The organism is uncultured Intestinimonas sp., from assembly GCF_944387245.1.
GTDB lineage: Bacteria > Bacillota > Clostridia > Oscillospirales > Oscillospiraceae > Intestinimonas.
On record NZ_CALXEE010000051.1, the window covers coordinates 1 to 16,096 of the forward strand.

Sequence of the window (16,096 nt, forward strand, 5' to 3'; positions counted from 1 at the left end):
CGCTGGGTTTTCCCCTCTGCCAGCATGGCCCTGATCTCAGGTAGCAACGCTTGAACGTGTGTGTAATTTCGTTTCTCTATGACAAAACCCCCTGATGTAGTCTATTTTCCTACATCAGGGGGCCTTTTGTCACTGTCCGCTTTTACTGGACCGGTTCAGCAGCAGCCGGGTCAAAAACTCCGGACTGAGCTGGCACTCTGTGCGGTACTTTTTATACCAAGGCCGGGCCGTACGCAACAAAAATTCGGAGCCCCATCCGGGAAAACGGTCGGATTGTGGGATCAGGAATTTGCTTCGGAGGTGCGCTTTGGAGTGGCGTCATAGGCCGCCAGCAGCGCCGGCAGGTTGGCCTCCCTCACCTTGGCTGTGTCTATTCGTAGGGTACAGTAAGGGGCGATCCGTTCCAGAGTCTCCGCCAGGGCCTCGGCCTTGTACCGGCCCAGCCGGTTCACCGTGTACTGCTGGGACAAAAAGCCGCACGAAAGAACTACACCCGTGGTGGTGTACCCCTTCGTGCGGCATTTGCCTTATACTCTGGCGCTTATTATAGCATTAGCGGATGGAGTGTAAAGATATGGGGGAGGGCGGCAAAAGGGTGATTTTGTCACAGAAGGGGCGGGCGGTTTTTGGTATGCTAAGCCTGTAAACAAGAAAAGACCGGAGCGGAACCGCCGCCCGGCAAAGGGAGGAAAGCACATGGGCCTATTTGACTTTTTTCTCCGCCGGCCTGACTTTGAAGAGGGTCTGGAGCGCTGGCGGGCTGCCCCCGGCGCCATCCTGTTGGATGTGCGCACCCCGGAGGAGTACCGTGCCGGACATGTGCCCGGGGCCGTGAATCTGCCCCTGGACCGCCTGCACGAGCAGGAACTGCCCACGGATCAGCCCATCTTCGCCTACTGCCTCAGCGGCGCCCGGAGCGCCCAGGCCTGCGCCTGGCTGAAGCGGCAGGGCCATGAGGCTGTGAATCTGGGTGGCATCGGCGGCTACCGGGGAGTACTGGAGACCAATGGATAAAGGAGGAAACGCCATGAAAGTCGTTATTGTCGGAGGCGTGGCCGGAGGGGCCACTGCAGCAGCCCGTCTGCGCCGCCTGAACGAGGAGGCTGAGATCATCATTCTGGAGCGGACCGGGTATGTCTCCTATGCCAACTGCGGCCTGCCCTACTACATCGGGGGGACCATCCAGGACAAGGGGGCGCTCACCCTCCAGACCCCGGAGAGTTTTCGTGCCCGGTTCAACATCGATGTCCGCGTCAAGAACGAGGTTCTCTCCGTGCAGCCCGAGGAGCACACAGTAACTGTCCGCCGTCTGGAGGACGGCAGCGAGTACACCGAGACCTACGACAAGCTGATCCTCTCTCCGGGGGCCAAGGCCATCCGGCCTCCCCTGCCCGGCATCGACCTGGAGGGCATCTTCACCCTGCGCACCGTGGAGGATACCTTCCGCATCCGGAACTTCCTGGAGCGGGAGCGGCCTCAGTCCGCCGTGGTGGTGGGCGGTGGATTCATCGGCCTGGAGATGGCGGAGAACCTGATCCACGCCGGGGTGCGCACCACCATGATCCAGCTGGACGACCAGGTGCTGCTGCCTCTGGACAAGGATCTGGCCGGTGAGGTCCATGCCTACCTGCGGGGTCAGGGCCTGGACCTGCGGCTGAGCACCGCCGTCACCGGCTTCCGCCGCCGGGGCGGAAAGCTGGAGACCCTCATCGGGGAGGAGGCTCCAGTGGCCGCTGACCTGGTCATCCTGGCCATCGGTGTGGCCCCCGAGTCCGACCTGGCCCGCCGGGCAGGCCTCACCCTGGGGCAGAAGGGCGCTATCGTGGTGGATGCCCACATGCGCACCTCTCACCCGGACATCTACGCCGTGGGCGACGCGGTGGAGCTCACCCACGCCGTCACCGGCCAGAAGTCCCTGGTGGCCCTGGCCGGGCTGGCCAACCGGCAGGGCCGGGTGGCCGCCGACCACATCTGCGGCCTGACCCAGGGCTACGCCGGGGCGCAGGGCTCCTCCATCCTCAAGCTCTTCGGCATGACGGCAGCCGCTACCGGCCTCAACGAGCGCGCCGCCAAGGCCGCCGGGGTGGCCTACGACAAGGCGGTGACCTACTCCGCTTCCCACGCCACCTACTATCCCGGGGCACAGAACATGAGCATCAAGACCCTCTTTGACCCGGCCACCGGGCGCATCCTGGGTGCCCAGATCGTGGGCTTTGACGGGGTGGACAAACGCATCGATGTCATGGCTACCGCCATCCGGGCGGGACTCACCGCCCAGCAGCTCACCGAGCTGGACCTGGCCTACGCGCCCCCCTATTCCTCCGCCAAGGACCCGGTGAACATGGCCGGCTACGTCATCGAGAACCTGCGGAGCGGCCTGGTGGAACAGCACCACTGGGACCAGGTGGCCGGCCTGCCCGACGACGGTTCGGTGATCCTCCTGGACGTGCGCACCCCCGACGAGGTGAAGCAGCAGGGCCTCCTGCGGCCCGACGCTGTCCACATCCCCCTGGATGAGCTGCGGCAGCGGCTGGGAGAGCTGGACCCGGCCAAGAAGATCTATGTCAACTGCTTCAGCGGCCTGCGCAGCTATCTTGCCTGCCGCATCCTGAGCCAGAAGGGCTTCCGCTGCTCCAATCTGGCCGGCGGCTGGCGGTTCTGGTCCTATGCCGCCACGGACCGCATCCACGACGCCACGCCCACCCATCCCTGCGGCATCCCCACCGAGCGGGGCGGCTGCGGTAAGTAAACCATCCGAACCCAGCTTCGGATCGCTCTGGAGACAAGAGGGCCGGCACCATCGGGTGCCGGCCCTCTTTCGGGATACCGTCTTGCGGTGGGGAGTCCGATATGCTAAAATGCCACAAGAACGGTATCCTATTTTGGAGTTGGTAAAAAATGTTCGGAAAGAAAGCCTTCCAGCCCCTGGCCGGGCCTCTGCCGCCTCTGGGGTTGCTGGATTATGAATCCACCATGAAGTTTCGGGAGGACGCCTTGGAGCAGTATCGGGCCAACGGCTGGGACACGGCGGTGCTCCTGGACTGGATGATCCGTACTCTGCTGAGCAGCCTCATGGCGGACAGCGCCTCCCGGATCTTTCTGCCCAAGACCGAGACCGGCCCCTTTGAGCTGGACGACCTGCTGCCCCTCTCCGCCGCAGCGCCCACCGGCCGCGTCAAGCTGTCCCTGAACCGGGTCTTTCTGCTGGCGCCGGTCTGGAACAACCGGGAGACCGCTGAGACCCTTCACCAGGCCACCAGGCGCTCCGTGGAGGAGCTGGCGGGTGGGGAGGCGGTGGGAGTCTACCTCAAGGAGCTCAACCTGGCCATTGTGGATGGCGACCCCCACGAGAGCCTGTGCTGCCGTTTTCTGGGCCAGGGCGCCATCGTCCTGGACAGCTATTCCCTCCGGGACCTGGCCCCCATCCTCAGGACCGACGGACAGGACTGGTTCGTGACGGAGGAGGACGGCGAGGAGAGCTACTGCCCTGTGCTGGAGCCCCGGATGGCCGCCCTCTACCGGCTGGGCTTGGAGCGGTACTACCCCAAGCTCCTGGCCGCCCAGCGGGAGGAGAAGTAAAGGATACCAGCAATGTCCCATCAATGTACAGGAAGGCTTCACATCTTGTAAGATGTGGAGCCTTTCTGCTTTGCTGCCAGATCCATGCCGCCGCAATGACTTGACAGGGAGACAAGAGAGTTTATAATTGACATATCAATCATTGATATGTCAATTTGGAGGCGGAACGGATGGAACGGACCTTCCACATGCTGCTCTATCGGGCCTTCCACGCCCAGCGGGGGGCGCTGCGCCCCGCCCTGGGGGAGCTGGGGCTGGGGACAGGACAGCCCAAGCTGCTGGGCTACCTGCGGCGGAACGGCCCCTGCGGACAGCGGGAGCTGGCCAACTACTTTGAGATCGACCCGGCGGCGGTGTGCCGGATGCTGGACAGCCTCCAGAAGGGGGGCTTCGTCACCCGGCGGGCCGACGACCAGGACAAGCGGCGGGACCTCATCGCCCTCACCCCGGCGGGGGAGGCGGCCTATGAAGCCTGGCAGGAGCGGTGCCGAGACATGGAGGAGCGGATGCTCTCCGACTTCACCCCGGAGGAGCGGGAGCGTTTTGCCGACTATCTGGGCCGGGCCTACCGCAACCTGAAATCCGAGAGGGGGGATGGGACATGAAAGACCTCAGACGTCTGCTCTCCTACCTGGGACCCTACCGGCGGGACATGTTTACCGGCGCCCTGCTGGTCTTCATCGAGACCGTCTTCGAGCTGGTGATCCCGGTGCTCATGGCCGACCTCATCGACGTGGGCGTGGAAAACCGGGACCTCCACTATATCGTGGGCAAGGGCATCCAGATGGGCATCTGCGCCCTGCTGGCTCTTATCACCGGCCTCCTCTACGCCCGGTTCACCGCCCGGGCGGCCTACGGCTGGGGCGCACGGGTCCGGGAGGCCCAGTACGAAAAGGTCCAGAGCTACGCCTTCTCCAACCTGGACCGGTTCGAGACGGCCTCCCTGGTCACCCGCATGACCACCGACGTGACAGTGCTCCAGAACGCTGTCAACGGCGGCCTTCGCCCCCTCTTCCGCAGCCCCGTCATGCTGCTCATGGGCCTGGGGCTCTCCTTCTGGATGAACGCCGAGCTGGCCCTTATCTTCCTGGTGTGCGCCCCCATCCTGGCCATCATCCTCTTCCTGGTGGTCAGCAAGGTGGCCCCCATGTACGGAAGGCTCCAGAAGTCCGTGGACCGTCTCAACAACGTGGTCCAGGAGGGCCTCACCGCCATCCGGGCGGTGAAGGCCTTCGTCCGGGGAGAGTACGAGGAGGACAAGTTCCAGAGCGTCAACCAGGCGCTCATGGCCACCAGCCAGCGCACCTTCCAACTGGCTGTCCTCAACCTGCCCGCCTTCCAGTTCACCATGTATACCGCCATCGTCCTCATCCTGTGGTTCGGCGGCGGCATGATCCTGGACGGCGGCTTGCAGGTGGGTGAGCTCACCGGCTTTCTGAGCTATGTCCTCCAGGTCATGAATTCCTTCATGATGATCTCCAACGTGTTTCTCCTCCTCACCCGCAGCCTGGCCAGCGCCCACCGTATCGCCGAGGTGCTGGACGAGGACGTGGTCCTCACCTCTCCCGATGACCCAATCCCGACTGTGCCCGACGGCAGTGTGGATTTTGAGGGTGTCTCCTTCAAGTACCACGCCGACGCCAAGGAGTACGCCCTCTCTGGGGTGGACCTCCGCATCGGGGCCGGCCAGACCGTGGGTATCCTGGGGGGCACCGGCTCGGCCAAGACCACCCTGGTCCAGCTCATCCCCCGGCTCTATGACGTGACCGAGGGGGCCGTAAAGGTGGGGGGCCACGACGTGCGGGACTACGACCTCACCGCCCTCCGGGACGCTGTGGGCATCGTCCTCCAGAAGAACGTCCTCTTCTCCGGCACGGTGCGGGAGAACCTCCAGTGGGGCAATCCCGACGCCACCGACGAGGAGCTGTGGGCGGCCTGCCGGGCGGCCTGCGCCGACGAGTTCCTCACCCGGATGCCGGGCGGCCTGGACGCCGACCTGGGCCAGGGGGGCGTCAACGTCTCCGGCGGCCAGAAGCAGCGGCTGTGCATCGCCCGGGCCCTGCTGAAGCGCCCAAAGATCCTCATCTTCGACGACTCCACCTCCGCCGTGGACACCGCCACCGAGGGCAAGATCCGCGCCGCCCTGGCCAAACTCACCGGGGTGACCAAGATCATCATCGCCCAGCGGGTGACATCGGTGATGCACACCGACCTCATCGTCATCCTGGAGGACGGGCGCATCCACGCCACCGGCACCCACGATCAGCTCCTGGCCTCCGACCCTATTTACCAGGAGATCTACACATCCCAGATGAAAGGAGGGGAGGACCATGGCGGCCCGTCCGCTCAGCGGTAAAAAGCCCAAAGATCTGGGCTACACCCTGCGTACCCTGCTCTCCTACATGGGGCGTCACAAGTACCTGCTGCTGGTGGTGGCGGTGCTGGTCACCGTCAGCGCCCTCTGTAACCTCCTGGGCACCTACATGATCCGCCCCGTGGTCAACAACCTGGCCTCCGGCGGCATGAAGGCCCTCCTCAAGGGCGTGGCTCTCACCGCCTGCATCTATCTGGTTGGCGCCCTCTCCGCCTGGGGCTACACCCAGACCATGGTCAAGGCAGCCCAGAAGGTCCTCTTCGACATCCGCCGGGACCTCTTTGCCCACCTCCAGACCCTGCCCCTCCGGTTCTTCGACACCCGCCGCCACGGCGACGTCATGAGCTACTTCACCAACGATGTGGACACCATCTCCGACGCCCTCAACAACTCCTTCGCCATGGTCATCCAGAGCTTCATCCAGGTGGTGGGCACCCTCACCATGCTCTTCATCCTCAACTGGCGGCTCACCCTGGTGGTGGCGGTGTGCTACATCATCATGTTCGTTTACATCCGCTTCAGCGGCAAGCGCAGCAAGGCTTACTACCGAAAGCAGCAGGCCAGCCTGGGCGATCTGGACGGCTACATCGAGGAGATGGTGGCCGGCCAGAAGGTGGTGAAGGTCTTCAACCACGAGGGGGAGAACCTCCAGCGCTTCCGGGAGAAGAACGAGGCCCTCCGGCGCTCAGGCACCGGCGCTCAGGGCTACGCAGCCACCATGGTGCCGGCGGTGGTGAGTATCTCCTACATCAACTACGCCATTGTGGCCGCCCTGGGCGGCTACATGGCCATGACAGGTATAACCGACGTGGGCAGCCTGGCCAGTTACCTGGTCTTCGTCCGTCAGGCCGCCATGCCCATCAACCAGTTCACCCAGCAGAGCAACTTCCTCCTGGCCGCCCTGGCTGGCGCCGAGCGGGTCTTCGAGGCCATGGACCAGCCCCCGGAGGTGGACGAGGGCAAGGTGGAGCTGGTGAAGGAGCCGGAGGGCGGCTGGTCCTGGCGCAAGCCCGACGGCACCTCGGTGCCCCTGCGGGGAGACGTGCGTTTCGACCATGTCACCTTCGGCTACGACCCCGGCCACCCCATCCTTAAGGACATCAGCCTCTTCGCCAAGCCCGGCCAGAAGATCGCCTTCGTGGGCTCCACCGGCGCGGGCAAGACCACCATCACCAACCTCATCAACCGGTTCTACGACGTGCAGAAGGGGACGGTGACCTATGACGGCATCGATGTGAAGGACATCAAAAAGGATGACCTGCGCCGCTCCCTGGGCATGGTCCTCCAGGATACCCACCTTTTCACCGGCACCATCGCCGACAACATCCGCTTCGGCAAGCTGGACGCCACCATGGAGGAGGTGGAGAAGGCCGCCCGCATCGCCAACGCCGACTCCTTCATCCGCCGTCTGCCCCAGGGCTATGACACCATGGTCACCGCCGATGGCGCCAACCTCTCCCAGGGCCAGCGGCAACTGCTGGCCATCGCCCGGGCCGCCGTGGCCGACCCGCCCGTCCTCATTCTGGACGAGGCCACCTCCTCCATCGACACCCGTACCGAGGCCCTCATCGAAAAGGGCATGGACCAGCTCATGGAGGGGCGGACCGTCTTCGTCATCGCCCACCGGCTCTCCACCGTCCGCAACGCCAACGCCATCATGGTGCTGGAGCAGGGGCAGATCGTGGAGCGGGGCAGCCACGACGACCTGCTGGAGCAGAAGGGCGAATACTACCAGCTCTACCACGGCATGTTCGAGCTGTCCTGAAGCCCTGACATTCAAATTGGGGATTGACAGTTTGGAACGTCCTCTGTATAATATGCTTATAAATCAAGAGGCAAACTATGCCGGGTGTAGCAAGTTTGCTGTATCCCGCTCCCGTTGGAGCGGACCACTTCAGATGCGTAGGGAGCATTTTGAAGCGCCGTTTGGCGCTCCAAAATGCTCCCTTTTTCAAAAGAAGGGTCTGCTGGCTCCGCACCCGGGGGCGGCGGTACGGAGAAAGCGAGGTGCGGGACGTGAGCACCAAGGAGAGACGTACCACGACGCTCTTCCTGGCCGATGACGACGAGAGCGTACGCCGGACCTTAGAGCATTTTTTTGCCCGGTGCCCGGACTATCAGGTGGTGGGGACCGCCAGCGACGGCGCCGCCGCGGTGGAGGGCTGCAAGCGGCTGCGGCCGGACGCGGCGCTGCTGGATATTCAGATGCCTGTGCTCAGCGGCACCGGCGCCGCCAGACTGATCCTGGAGGAGGGGTATGCCAAATGTGTGGTCATGCTCACCGCCTTCAGCGACCGGGACAGCGTACAGGAGGCCCTGGATGCCGGCGCCTTCGGTTACCTCACCAAGCCCTTTGAGCCGGACAAGATCCTGCCCACCCTGGAGGTATGTCTGTACCGCAGCCGGGAATACCATCTGCTGCGCAAGGAGCAGCGGAATCTGGACCGGCGCCTGGGGGAGCGGGAGACCGTGGACCGGGCTAAGCTCCTCCTCATGGAGTCCAGACGGATGTCGGAGGAGGAGGCTTACCGCTATATCCGGGAGCTCAGCCGCCGGAAGAATCTCTCCATGGCCAAAGTGGCGCGCTACCTAGTGGAACAGCTGGGAGGGACGCCATGATCAGTGCGACCAGAATGCTCTGCCAGAAATATACCGATCTCACCGACGAGGAGATCGCACACATCGAGTCCTACAACGCCCTCCTGCCCGCTCTGGCCAACGCCGAGGAGGCCGACGTCTTCATTGACTGCCGTACCTCCACCGGCCGCTCCGCCATCGTGGTGTGTGAGGCCAAGCCCCAGACCGTGCCCTCCAACTACGAGCGCACCATCCTGGGGATGCTCATCCAGTGGCAGGACGAGCCGGCGGTGGACCGTTCCTTCCGTCTCCAGGTCCCCACCGTGGGTGTACGGGCGGTCTCCATGCCCGAGGACCGGCGGATCGTCCAGTCGGTGGAGCCCATCTTCTACGAGGAACGGCTCATCGCCGTGCTCATCTACGAAAAGCCCGCCATGGCGGTGGAGGCGGTGGTGGCCCAGCAGGAGGAACACCCCGCCGGGGAAAAGGACGGCCTGGATTGGGCCGGTGTGGCCGACTGCCTGGGAGAGGCCGTCATCTTTCTGAATCAGGAGGGGGCGGTCTGCGGCTACAACCAGGAGGCCGGTACCCTCTATCGGAATATGGGATATATCGGCGATCTGATGGGAATGCCGGGCAGCAATATCCAGCCGGCGGCGCTGGCTGAATGTGACGGACAGTGGCACGAGTCCTCAGTGGTCAACCGGACCCTCCAGTACCGCCGGGTGGCCGTCACCAGGGGCACGGCCCGGTCGGCCCTCATCATCCGCGATCTCACCGGGCAGCGGCGGCTGGAACAGGAGCTGGCCTTTCAGAAGACCGCCCTACGGGAGCTGCGGCACCGGATGAAAAACAGCCTCCAGATGATCGCCAACCTCACCCGGAACCGAAGCTATGAGGCCAACGATCCCACCGCCATCCAGACAGCCTTGCTGGATACGGCCAACCGCCTGCTCTCCCTCACCGCCACCCTGGACGGGGTGGTCCAGGTGTCGCCGGAGAAGGTCTCCCTCCTCCAGGTGCTGGAGCAGGTGCGCAAATATACCTTCCAGACCCTGCTGACACCGGCCAGAAGCATCACCATACGGGTGTGGGGCCAGGACGCGGCGGTGTCCGCCGACTGCGCCTCCTCGGTTGCCCTAGTGGTCAATGAGCTGGTGCAGAACGCCCTCAAGCACGCCTTTCCCGCCGGAGCGGCGGGTGAGGTGGATATCCAGCTCCAGGCCGGCCGCCCCCTGTGCAAGGTCACCGTGGGGGACAACGGCGTCGGCTTCCGCCAGGAGGCCGTGAGACCGGGCGGCATGGGACTGGAGCTGGCCGCCACCATCGTCCGGGAGAAGCTCATGGGCGAGTGGAAGGTGGACAGCGGCAGCGGGGGGACCCGCATCACCTTTGATTTCTTGGAACAATGACCGCACCGACCTGAGGTTATGGCGGCGCGGGAATACACTGGGCGACGCAGCCCAGGGACAGCGGCAGCGCTGCCCCTGGGCTGTTTTGCATATTTTTTCCCATTGTCAGCCAAAGCGTGGGAGACCACGCCCGAATCTGTTCAAAAGAGGTGTATCGAAACATGAAACTGAAGACGACCCTCAACGGCAGCAGTTTCGCCTTCCGGGACATCAAGGATGTGCTGGCCAAGGCCAACGAGCCCAAGTCCGCCGACCGCTTCCAGGGCATCGCGGCGGCCACCGCCACCGAGCGGGTGGCGGCCAAGATCGTGCTCTCGGAGCTCACCGTGGGCGACCTCACCGAGAACCCCACCGTCCCCTATGAAAAGGACGAGGTCACCCGGGTGAATATCGACGGCCTGAACAAGCCCATGTATGAGCGGTTCAAGAACATGACCATCGGCGAGCTGCGGGAGTGGATCCTGGATCATGGGACCTCCACCGAGGAGCTCTGCCGGGCCAGCCGGGCCTTCACCGGCGAGGTGGTGGCCGCCGTGGCCAAGATCATGTCCGCCATGGACCTGGTCTACGGCGCCAGCAAGATCGTCCGGCCCACCAAGTGCATCACCCAGATCGGCCTGCCCGGCACCCTGTCCTACCGCTGCCAGACCAACAGCACCACCGACGACGTGCCCAGCATCCTCCTGGGCGTCATGGAGGGTCTGTCCTACGGCTCTGGCGACGCCTGCCTGGGCATCAACCCCGTCACCGACGATACCGAGACCACCAAGCGCATCGCTGACGGCCTGTGGAACCTGGTGCGGAAGAACGACATCCCCACCCAGATCACCGTCCTCTCCCACATCACCACCCAGATGCAGGCCGTCCGTAACGGTGCTCCACTGTCCATGTTCTTCCAGTCCATCGCCGGCACCCAGGCCGCCAACGACAACTTCGGCGTCAACCGTGCCCTCCTGGAGGAGGCCTATGCCCTGGCCCGGGAGTCCTGCACCGGCCTCGGTCCCAACCTCCTCTACTTCGAGACCGGACAGGGCTCCGAGGTGTCCATCGGCGCCGACGAGGGCGTGGACGAGATGACCCTGGAGGCCCGGACCTACGGCTTCGGCCGCTTCTTCAACCCCTTCATGGTCAACAACGTCTCCGGCTTCATCGGCCCCGAGACCCTCTATGATGGCAAGGAGATGATCCGGGCCAACCTGGAGGACCACTTCATGGGCAAGCTCATCGGCCTGCCCATGGGCATGGCACCCTGCTACACCAACCACACCTCCATCACCCAGGACGACCAGGAGATGGCCACCGCCCTGCTGGCCATGGCCGGCGCCAACTACTACATGGGGGTGCCCGTGGGCGACGACGTGATGCTCTCCTATCAGGACACCAGCTTCCACGACGACGCCACCCTCCGGGAGCTCACCCACCGCCTGCCCGCCCCGGAGTTCCACAAGTGGATGATGAAGATGGACCTGATGGACGAGAACGGTCGTCTCACCCCCCGGGCCGGCGACGCGTCCATTTTCCTGAAGTGAGAAGGAGGGAGCAATCATGAACGAAGCCCAACTGCAAGAGATCATTCTGAAGACCATCACTGAACTGGTGGGCCAGGAGGGAAAGACGACCGCCCCCTCCGCCGGTCCCAAGGTGGACCCCGGCGAGGTGGCCGATCTCTCCGCCGTGGACTACCGGAAGATCATCGACGTGCCCAACCCCGCCAACGAGGAGGAGTACCGCCTCCTGCGGTCCCAGACCGTGGCCCGGCTGGGCGTCTGGCGGGCCGGCCCCCGGTACCGCACCAACACCTTCCTCCGCTTCCGGGCCGACCACGCCGTGGCCATGGACGCCGTCTTCACCGACGTGCCCCAGGAGGTGCTGGAGGAGGCGGGGCTCTTCTCCGTACAGACCCTCTGTGACAGCAAGGACACCTACCTCACCCGCCCCGACCTGGGCCGCCGCTTCTCCGACGAGACCGTGGCCGAGCTGAGAAAGCGCTGCGTCCTGAACCCCGACGTCCAGATTGTGGTCTCCGACGGCCTCTCCAGCACCTCCGTTACCGCCAACATCCGGGATGTCCTGCCCGCCATCCTCCAGGGCCTCAAGTCCTCCGGTGTCACCGTGGGTACTCCCTTCTTCATCAAGTACGGCCGGGTGGGTGCCATGGACGCCGTCACCGAGGCCCTGGGGTCCAAGGTCACCGTCATCCTCCTGGGCGAGCGGCCCGGCCTGGCTACCGGCGAGTCCATGTCCGCCTACATGACCTACGGCGGCTACATCGGCATCCCAGAGGCCAACCGTACCGTGGTCTCCAACATCCACCGGGGCGGCACCACCCCCACCGAGGCCGGCGCCTTCATCGCCGAGCTGTGCCTGCGCATGCTCAAAGAAAAGGCCTCCGGCCTGGACCTCAAGGTCTGAGCATCCATCATTACGTTTGAATAGGAGCAGATGAATATGACCGGAACACAAGCCCTTGGTATGATCGAGACCCGCGGCCTGGTGGGCTCCATCGAGGCCGCCGACGCCATGGTCAAAGCCGCCAACGTCACCCTGATCGGTAAGGTCCATGTGGGCGGTGGCCTTGTGACCGTTATGGTCCGTGGTGATGTAGGCGCTGTCAAAGCCGCCACCGACGCCGGCGCCGCAGCCGCCGAGCGGGTGGGCGAGCTGATCTCCGTCCATGTGATCCCACGTCCCCACCAGGAGGTGGAGTACATTCTTCCCAGTCTGGACCATCAGGCTTGATACGACCTGGGAAAACTGAGAAAATCAGGAATCAATAAGCAAAAAATCCGGCCGATGATAACAAATCGGCCGGATTTTTTGCTTTTTAACACGGACTGTGTCACAAATGTGCGGAATAAAGCGATATAATGGATGTAAAGACGGCGCACATCCGGGGCGCCCCGTGAAAACGGAGGTGGATCTTGTGAACGGTAGATGTGGAAAGAGGTGGTTTGCCCTGCTGCTGTGTTTCGGGCTGTGCCTGGTGGCCGCCGGGGCGGCGGAGGACGGGGATCTGGGCCGCCAGAGGGGCCAGGCCATGCGCCTGGAGGACCTGGGCCTCTTCCTGGGGGTGGGGGAGTACAGTGACGGTACCACCGACTTCGCCCTGTGGCGCTCCCCCAGCCGGGCGGAGGCGGTGACCATGCTGGTCCGGGCCCTGGGAAGGGAGGACGAGGCGGCGATGGGGAAGACCCACCCCTTCACCGACGTGCCCGCCTGGGCCGACGGCTATGTGTCCTACGCCTGGGAAAACGGCCTCGCCAAAGGCACCTCGGACACCGCCTTCGGCGCCTGGGAGGACGCCACCGGGGAGATGTATGTGACCTTCATGCTCCGGGCCCTGGGCTATGCCGACGGCACCGACTTCACCTGGGACGACCCCTGGCCCCTGGCTGAGGCCTGCGGCATCCTGCCCGAGGGGGTGGACCGGGTCGACTTCAGCCGGGGCGACGCCGTGGAGGTCACCGCCGCTGCCCTCTTCGCCAAGCTGAAGGGGAGGGACACCACCCTGGCCGACCAGCTCATCGCCCAGGGGGCTTTTTCCCGGGCGGACTTTGACCGGGCCTTCCGGACCTATGAGGCGGCCATGGAGGAGCTGCTGGAGGGGAGGGACGCCCCTTTCATCGTGGCGCAGCGCTGGGAGTCGGACTGCGGCACGGTGCTGCTGGGAAATGCGGCCGGAACCCCCCATCCCACATACAACTACCTCTACCTGGTGACCAAACCGGCCTCCGACCTGGGGGAGGGGCTCACCATTCAGCTGCCCCTGGCGAGAACGGGCGTCTTTTCCTCGGCCAAGCCCGACCAGGTCTCCCTGAGTGAGGACGGGAGGACCCTTACCTACGCCTGTACCGTCCCGGCGGACGCGCTGGGCATGGACGGCGTCACCATCCTTCAGGAGAAAGGCGTTTACAGCTACACCGCAGACCTGACCACCGGAGTGGCGGAGGAGGAGTTCCAGCCGCCCGAGGGGCCTCCTCTCACTCCGGAGGAGGAGCAGCAGGCCTATGACGACGCCATCCATGAAATGATGGAGAACGGCTACGGCAAAGTGGTGCTGAAGCGGTGGGAGGGGGAGACCTGCACCGCCCTGCTCACCCAGAATACGGGGATCTTTCACGCCGGGCTGAGCATCAGCCTGGACCTGGTTGGCAAGCCCGGGTCCCCTCTGGGGGCGGGCGAGGTGGTGCCCCTGCACCTGCCCCTTGCCGCGCCGGAGCAGTACGCCCAGCCCGACGACCTGGTCTTCAGCGCCGACGGGAAGACCCTCACCTACTCCTGCGCCGTCCGGATGGACGTGCCCGGCCCGGATGGCGTCACCATCATCCAGGAGAAGGGCACCTACACCTATACCGTGGACCTGACCACCGGCGAGGTGCCCGAGACCTTTGCCCCGCCGGAGGGAGAAAACGGCGGCTGAAAATATTCCGTATTTTTGTCACAAATGAGAGCTCAGAAGCGATATCATTCATAGAGAACGGTCCGCCGGGACCGGAAAAAACTAAAATATGGAGGTGTATCCAAATGAGAGGAACGATACGGGCCGGGCTAAGCCTGCTGCTGTGCCTTGCCTTCTGCCTGGGGGCCGCCGGAGCGGCGGAGAGCCGTGACCTGAACCGTCAGGAGGGCCAGGCCATGCGCCTGGAGAGCCTGGGCCTCTTCCTGGGGGTGGGGGAGGACGAAAACGGCTTCACCGACTTCGACCTGGACCGGGCTCCCAGCCGGGCGGAGGCGGTGACCATGCTGGTCCGGGCCCTGGGCAAGGGAGCTGAGGCGGCGGGAATGGCCAAGACCCACCCCTTCGCCGACGTACCCGCCTGGGCCGACGGCTATGTGTCCTACGCCTGGGAAAACGGCCTCACCAAGGGCGTGTCGGACACCGCCTTCGGCGCCGGGGATACCGCCACCGGGGCCATGTACGTGACCTTCATGCTCCGGGCTCTGGGCTACGCCGACGGCACCGACTTCACCTGGGACGACCCCTGGGCCCTGGCCGGGGACTGCGGCATTGTGCCCGAAACGGTGGAGCGGGCGAACTTCCTCCGGGCCGACGCAGTGGACGTCACCGCCGCCGCCCTCTCTGCCAGGCTGAAGGGGATGGATACCACCCTGGCCCAGAAGCTCATTGCCGAGGGGGCCATCTCCCAGGCGGCCTATGACCGGGCCTTCCAGACCTACGAGGCCGCCATGGCGGGGATCGCCGCCAACGACTTCTACCGGGAGGAGGAACGCTGGGAGTCGGACTACGGCACCGTGGTGCTGGGACTGGTGTCCGGCCTGCCCCGGGGCAACGGCTACACCCTCCAGCTGGTGACCAAGCCGGCCGCCGCCGTGGGGGAGGGCCTGGTCATCGACCTGCCCCTGGAGAACAAAGCTGCTCCGGAGGAGCCCGCCCTGAGCACCGACGGGCGGACCTTCACCTACAAGGCCGGGACCCTGGGCCTCCGCACAGTGGACCTGGCCGCCGGCAAGGCGACCGAGTCCTTCCAGGTGGTCCCCGCCCCCACCCCGGAGGCGGAGCAGGCGGCCTATGATGCCGCCATCGCCCAGCGCACCCAGGGGGTCACCGTTCTGGAGCGGCTGGAGGGCGACGCCTGCACCGTCCTCTACACCGCCGCCAGCCCGTCCCAGGGCGAGGGCCGGTCCCTGACCCTGGTCTACAAGCCCGGCTCCGCCAAGGGGGCCGGGGAGACGTTAAACGTGTCCCTGCCCCAGATCAGCGACACCGCCCAGGCAGCGCCGGAAGGTATGGCCATCAGCGCCGATAAGAAGACCCTCACCTTCACCTGTACGGTGAATCAGTCGTCCACGGGACAGGAGGCCGGTATCTATCACTACACCATTTCTCTGGATACCGGGACGGTAGCGTTTGAGATCGCCAATTGAGTCCAGGAAAAGGCGCGGGGAGAGCGGCGGCCGCTCTCCCCGCATTTTTCTTCTGTTACCAAAATGAGTCGGGGATTTTTGCCAGAACAGGAGAGAAATCTTTGGGACTCCCTTGTAATTTTGTCACCATTTTGTTACCATTGTGATGTATCCGAAGGGAGGACATTCTGCGTTCTCCCAAGTAGGGAACAGAAAGGTGGAAAACGGGAAAATGAAGAAGAAAGTGCTCTCGCTGGCACTGGCGGCGGCTATGACGGTGAGTCTGGCA

The 16,096-nt window shown here is 64.5% G+C and carries 14 protein-coding genes; 13 read left to right on the top strand and 1 reads right to left on the bottom strand.

Annotated features, from left to right (window positions below):
* Positions 1–281 precede the first annotated feature (281 nt).
* Complete coding sequence (locus Q0K15_RS07675; RefSeq protein ID WP_294514882.1) at positions 282–470, bottom strand: hypothetical protein; 189 nt, start codon at positions 468–470, stop codon at positions 282–284.
* Between the two features lie 226 nt (positions 471–696).
* Here Q0K15_RS07675 and Q0K15_RS07680 point away from each other — a divergent pair, with 226 nt between their 5' ends.
* The 13 genes from Q0K15_RS07680 (at position 697) to Q0K15_RS07740 (ending at position 15,828) form a co-directional block, all read left to right on the top strand.
* Complete coding sequence (locus tag Q0K15_RS07680) at positions 697–1,014, top strand: rhodanese-like domain-containing protein (protein ID WP_294514884.1); 318 nt, start codon at positions 697–699, stop codon at positions 1,012–1,014.
* A 13-nt stretch (positions 1,015–1,027) separates the two neighbouring features.
* On the top strand, positions 1,028–2,749 hold the full coding sequence (locus Q0K15_RS07685) for an FAD-dependent oxidoreductase (RefSeq protein ID WP_294514886.1): 1,722 nt from the start codon (positions 1,028–1,030) through the stop codon (positions 2,747–2,749).
* 149 nt (positions 2,750–2,898) lie between these two features.
* Positions 2,899–3,579: a hypothetical protein gene (locus Q0K15_RS07690; protein ID WP_294514888.1), complete on the top strand. Its 681-nt coding sequence runs from the start codon at positions 2,899–2,901 to the stop codon at positions 3,577–3,579.
* 170 nt (positions 3,580–3,749) lie between these two features.
* Positions 3,750–4,184: a MarR family transcriptional regulator gene (locus tag Q0K15_RS07695; protein ID WP_294514890.1), complete on the top strand. Its 435-nt coding sequence runs from the start codon at positions 3,750–3,752 to the stop codon at positions 4,182–4,184.
* The gene (locus Q0K15_RS07700; RefSeq protein WP_294514892.1) at positions 4,181–5,935 is read left to right on the top strand and encodes an ABC transporter ATP-binding protein; all 1,755 of its coding nucleotides are present in this window, start codon (positions 4,181–4,183) and stop codon (positions 5,933–5,935) included. Before Q0K15_RS07695 ends, Q0K15_RS07700 begins: the two co-directional genes overlap by 4 nt.
* On the top strand, positions 5,910–7,718 hold the full coding sequence (locus tag Q0K15_RS07705) for an ABC transporter ATP-binding protein (protein WP_294514894.1): 1,809 nt from the start codon (positions 5,910–5,912) through the stop codon (positions 7,716–7,718). The genes Q0K15_RS07700 and Q0K15_RS07705 overlap by 26 nt, the downstream gene beginning before the upstream one ends.
* A gap of 251 nt (positions 7,719–7,969) precedes the next feature.
* Positions 7,970–8,572 (top strand): response regulator, encoded by a 603-nt coding sequence (locus Q0K15_RS07710; RefSeq protein ID WP_294514896.1) that lies wholly within the window; start codon positions 7,970–7,972, stop codon positions 8,570–8,572.
* On the top strand, positions 8,569–9,942 hold the full coding sequence (locus Q0K15_RS07715) for a histidine kinase N-terminal domain-containing protein (RefSeq protein ID WP_294514899.1): 1,374 nt from the start codon (positions 8,569–8,571) through the stop codon (positions 9,940–9,942). Before Q0K15_RS07710 ends, Q0K15_RS07715 begins: the two co-directional genes overlap by 4 nt.
* Positions 9,943–10,103: 161 nt before the next feature.
* On the top strand, positions 10,104–11,471 hold the full coding sequence (locus tag Q0K15_RS07720) for an ethanolamine ammonia-lyase subunit EutB (protein ID WP_294514901.1): 1,368 nt from the start codon (positions 10,104–10,106) through the stop codon (positions 11,469–11,471).
* 16 nt (positions 11,472–11,487) lie between these two features.
* Positions 11,488–12,354, top strand: coding sequence for an ethanolamine ammonia-lyase subunit EutC (eutC, locus tag Q0K15_RS07725; RefSeq protein WP_294514903.1), 867 nt, complete (start codon positions 11,488–11,490; stop codon positions 12,352–12,354).
* Positions 12,355–12,390: 36 nt separating this feature from the next.
* Positions 12,391–12,681 carry a BMC domain-containing protein gene (locus tag Q0K15_RS07730; protein WP_294514905.1) on the top strand — a complete coding sequence of 97 codons (291 nt, stop codon included), beginning with the start codon at positions 12,391–12,393 and terminating at the stop codon, positions 12,679–12,681.
* A gap of 184 nt (positions 12,682–12,865) precedes the next feature.
* Positions 12,866–14,362, top strand: a complete 1,497-nt coding sequence (locus Q0K15_RS07735) for a hypothetical protein (RefSeq protein WP_294514907.1) — start codon at positions 12,866–12,868, stop codon at positions 14,360–14,362.
* Positions 14,363–14,466: 104 nt separating this feature from the next.
* On the top strand, positions 14,467–15,828 hold the full coding sequence (locus tag Q0K15_RS07740) for a hypothetical protein (protein ID WP_294514909.1): 1,362 nt from the start codon (positions 14,467–14,469) through the stop codon (positions 15,826–15,828).
* Positions 15,829–16,096 lie beyond the last annotated feature (268 nt).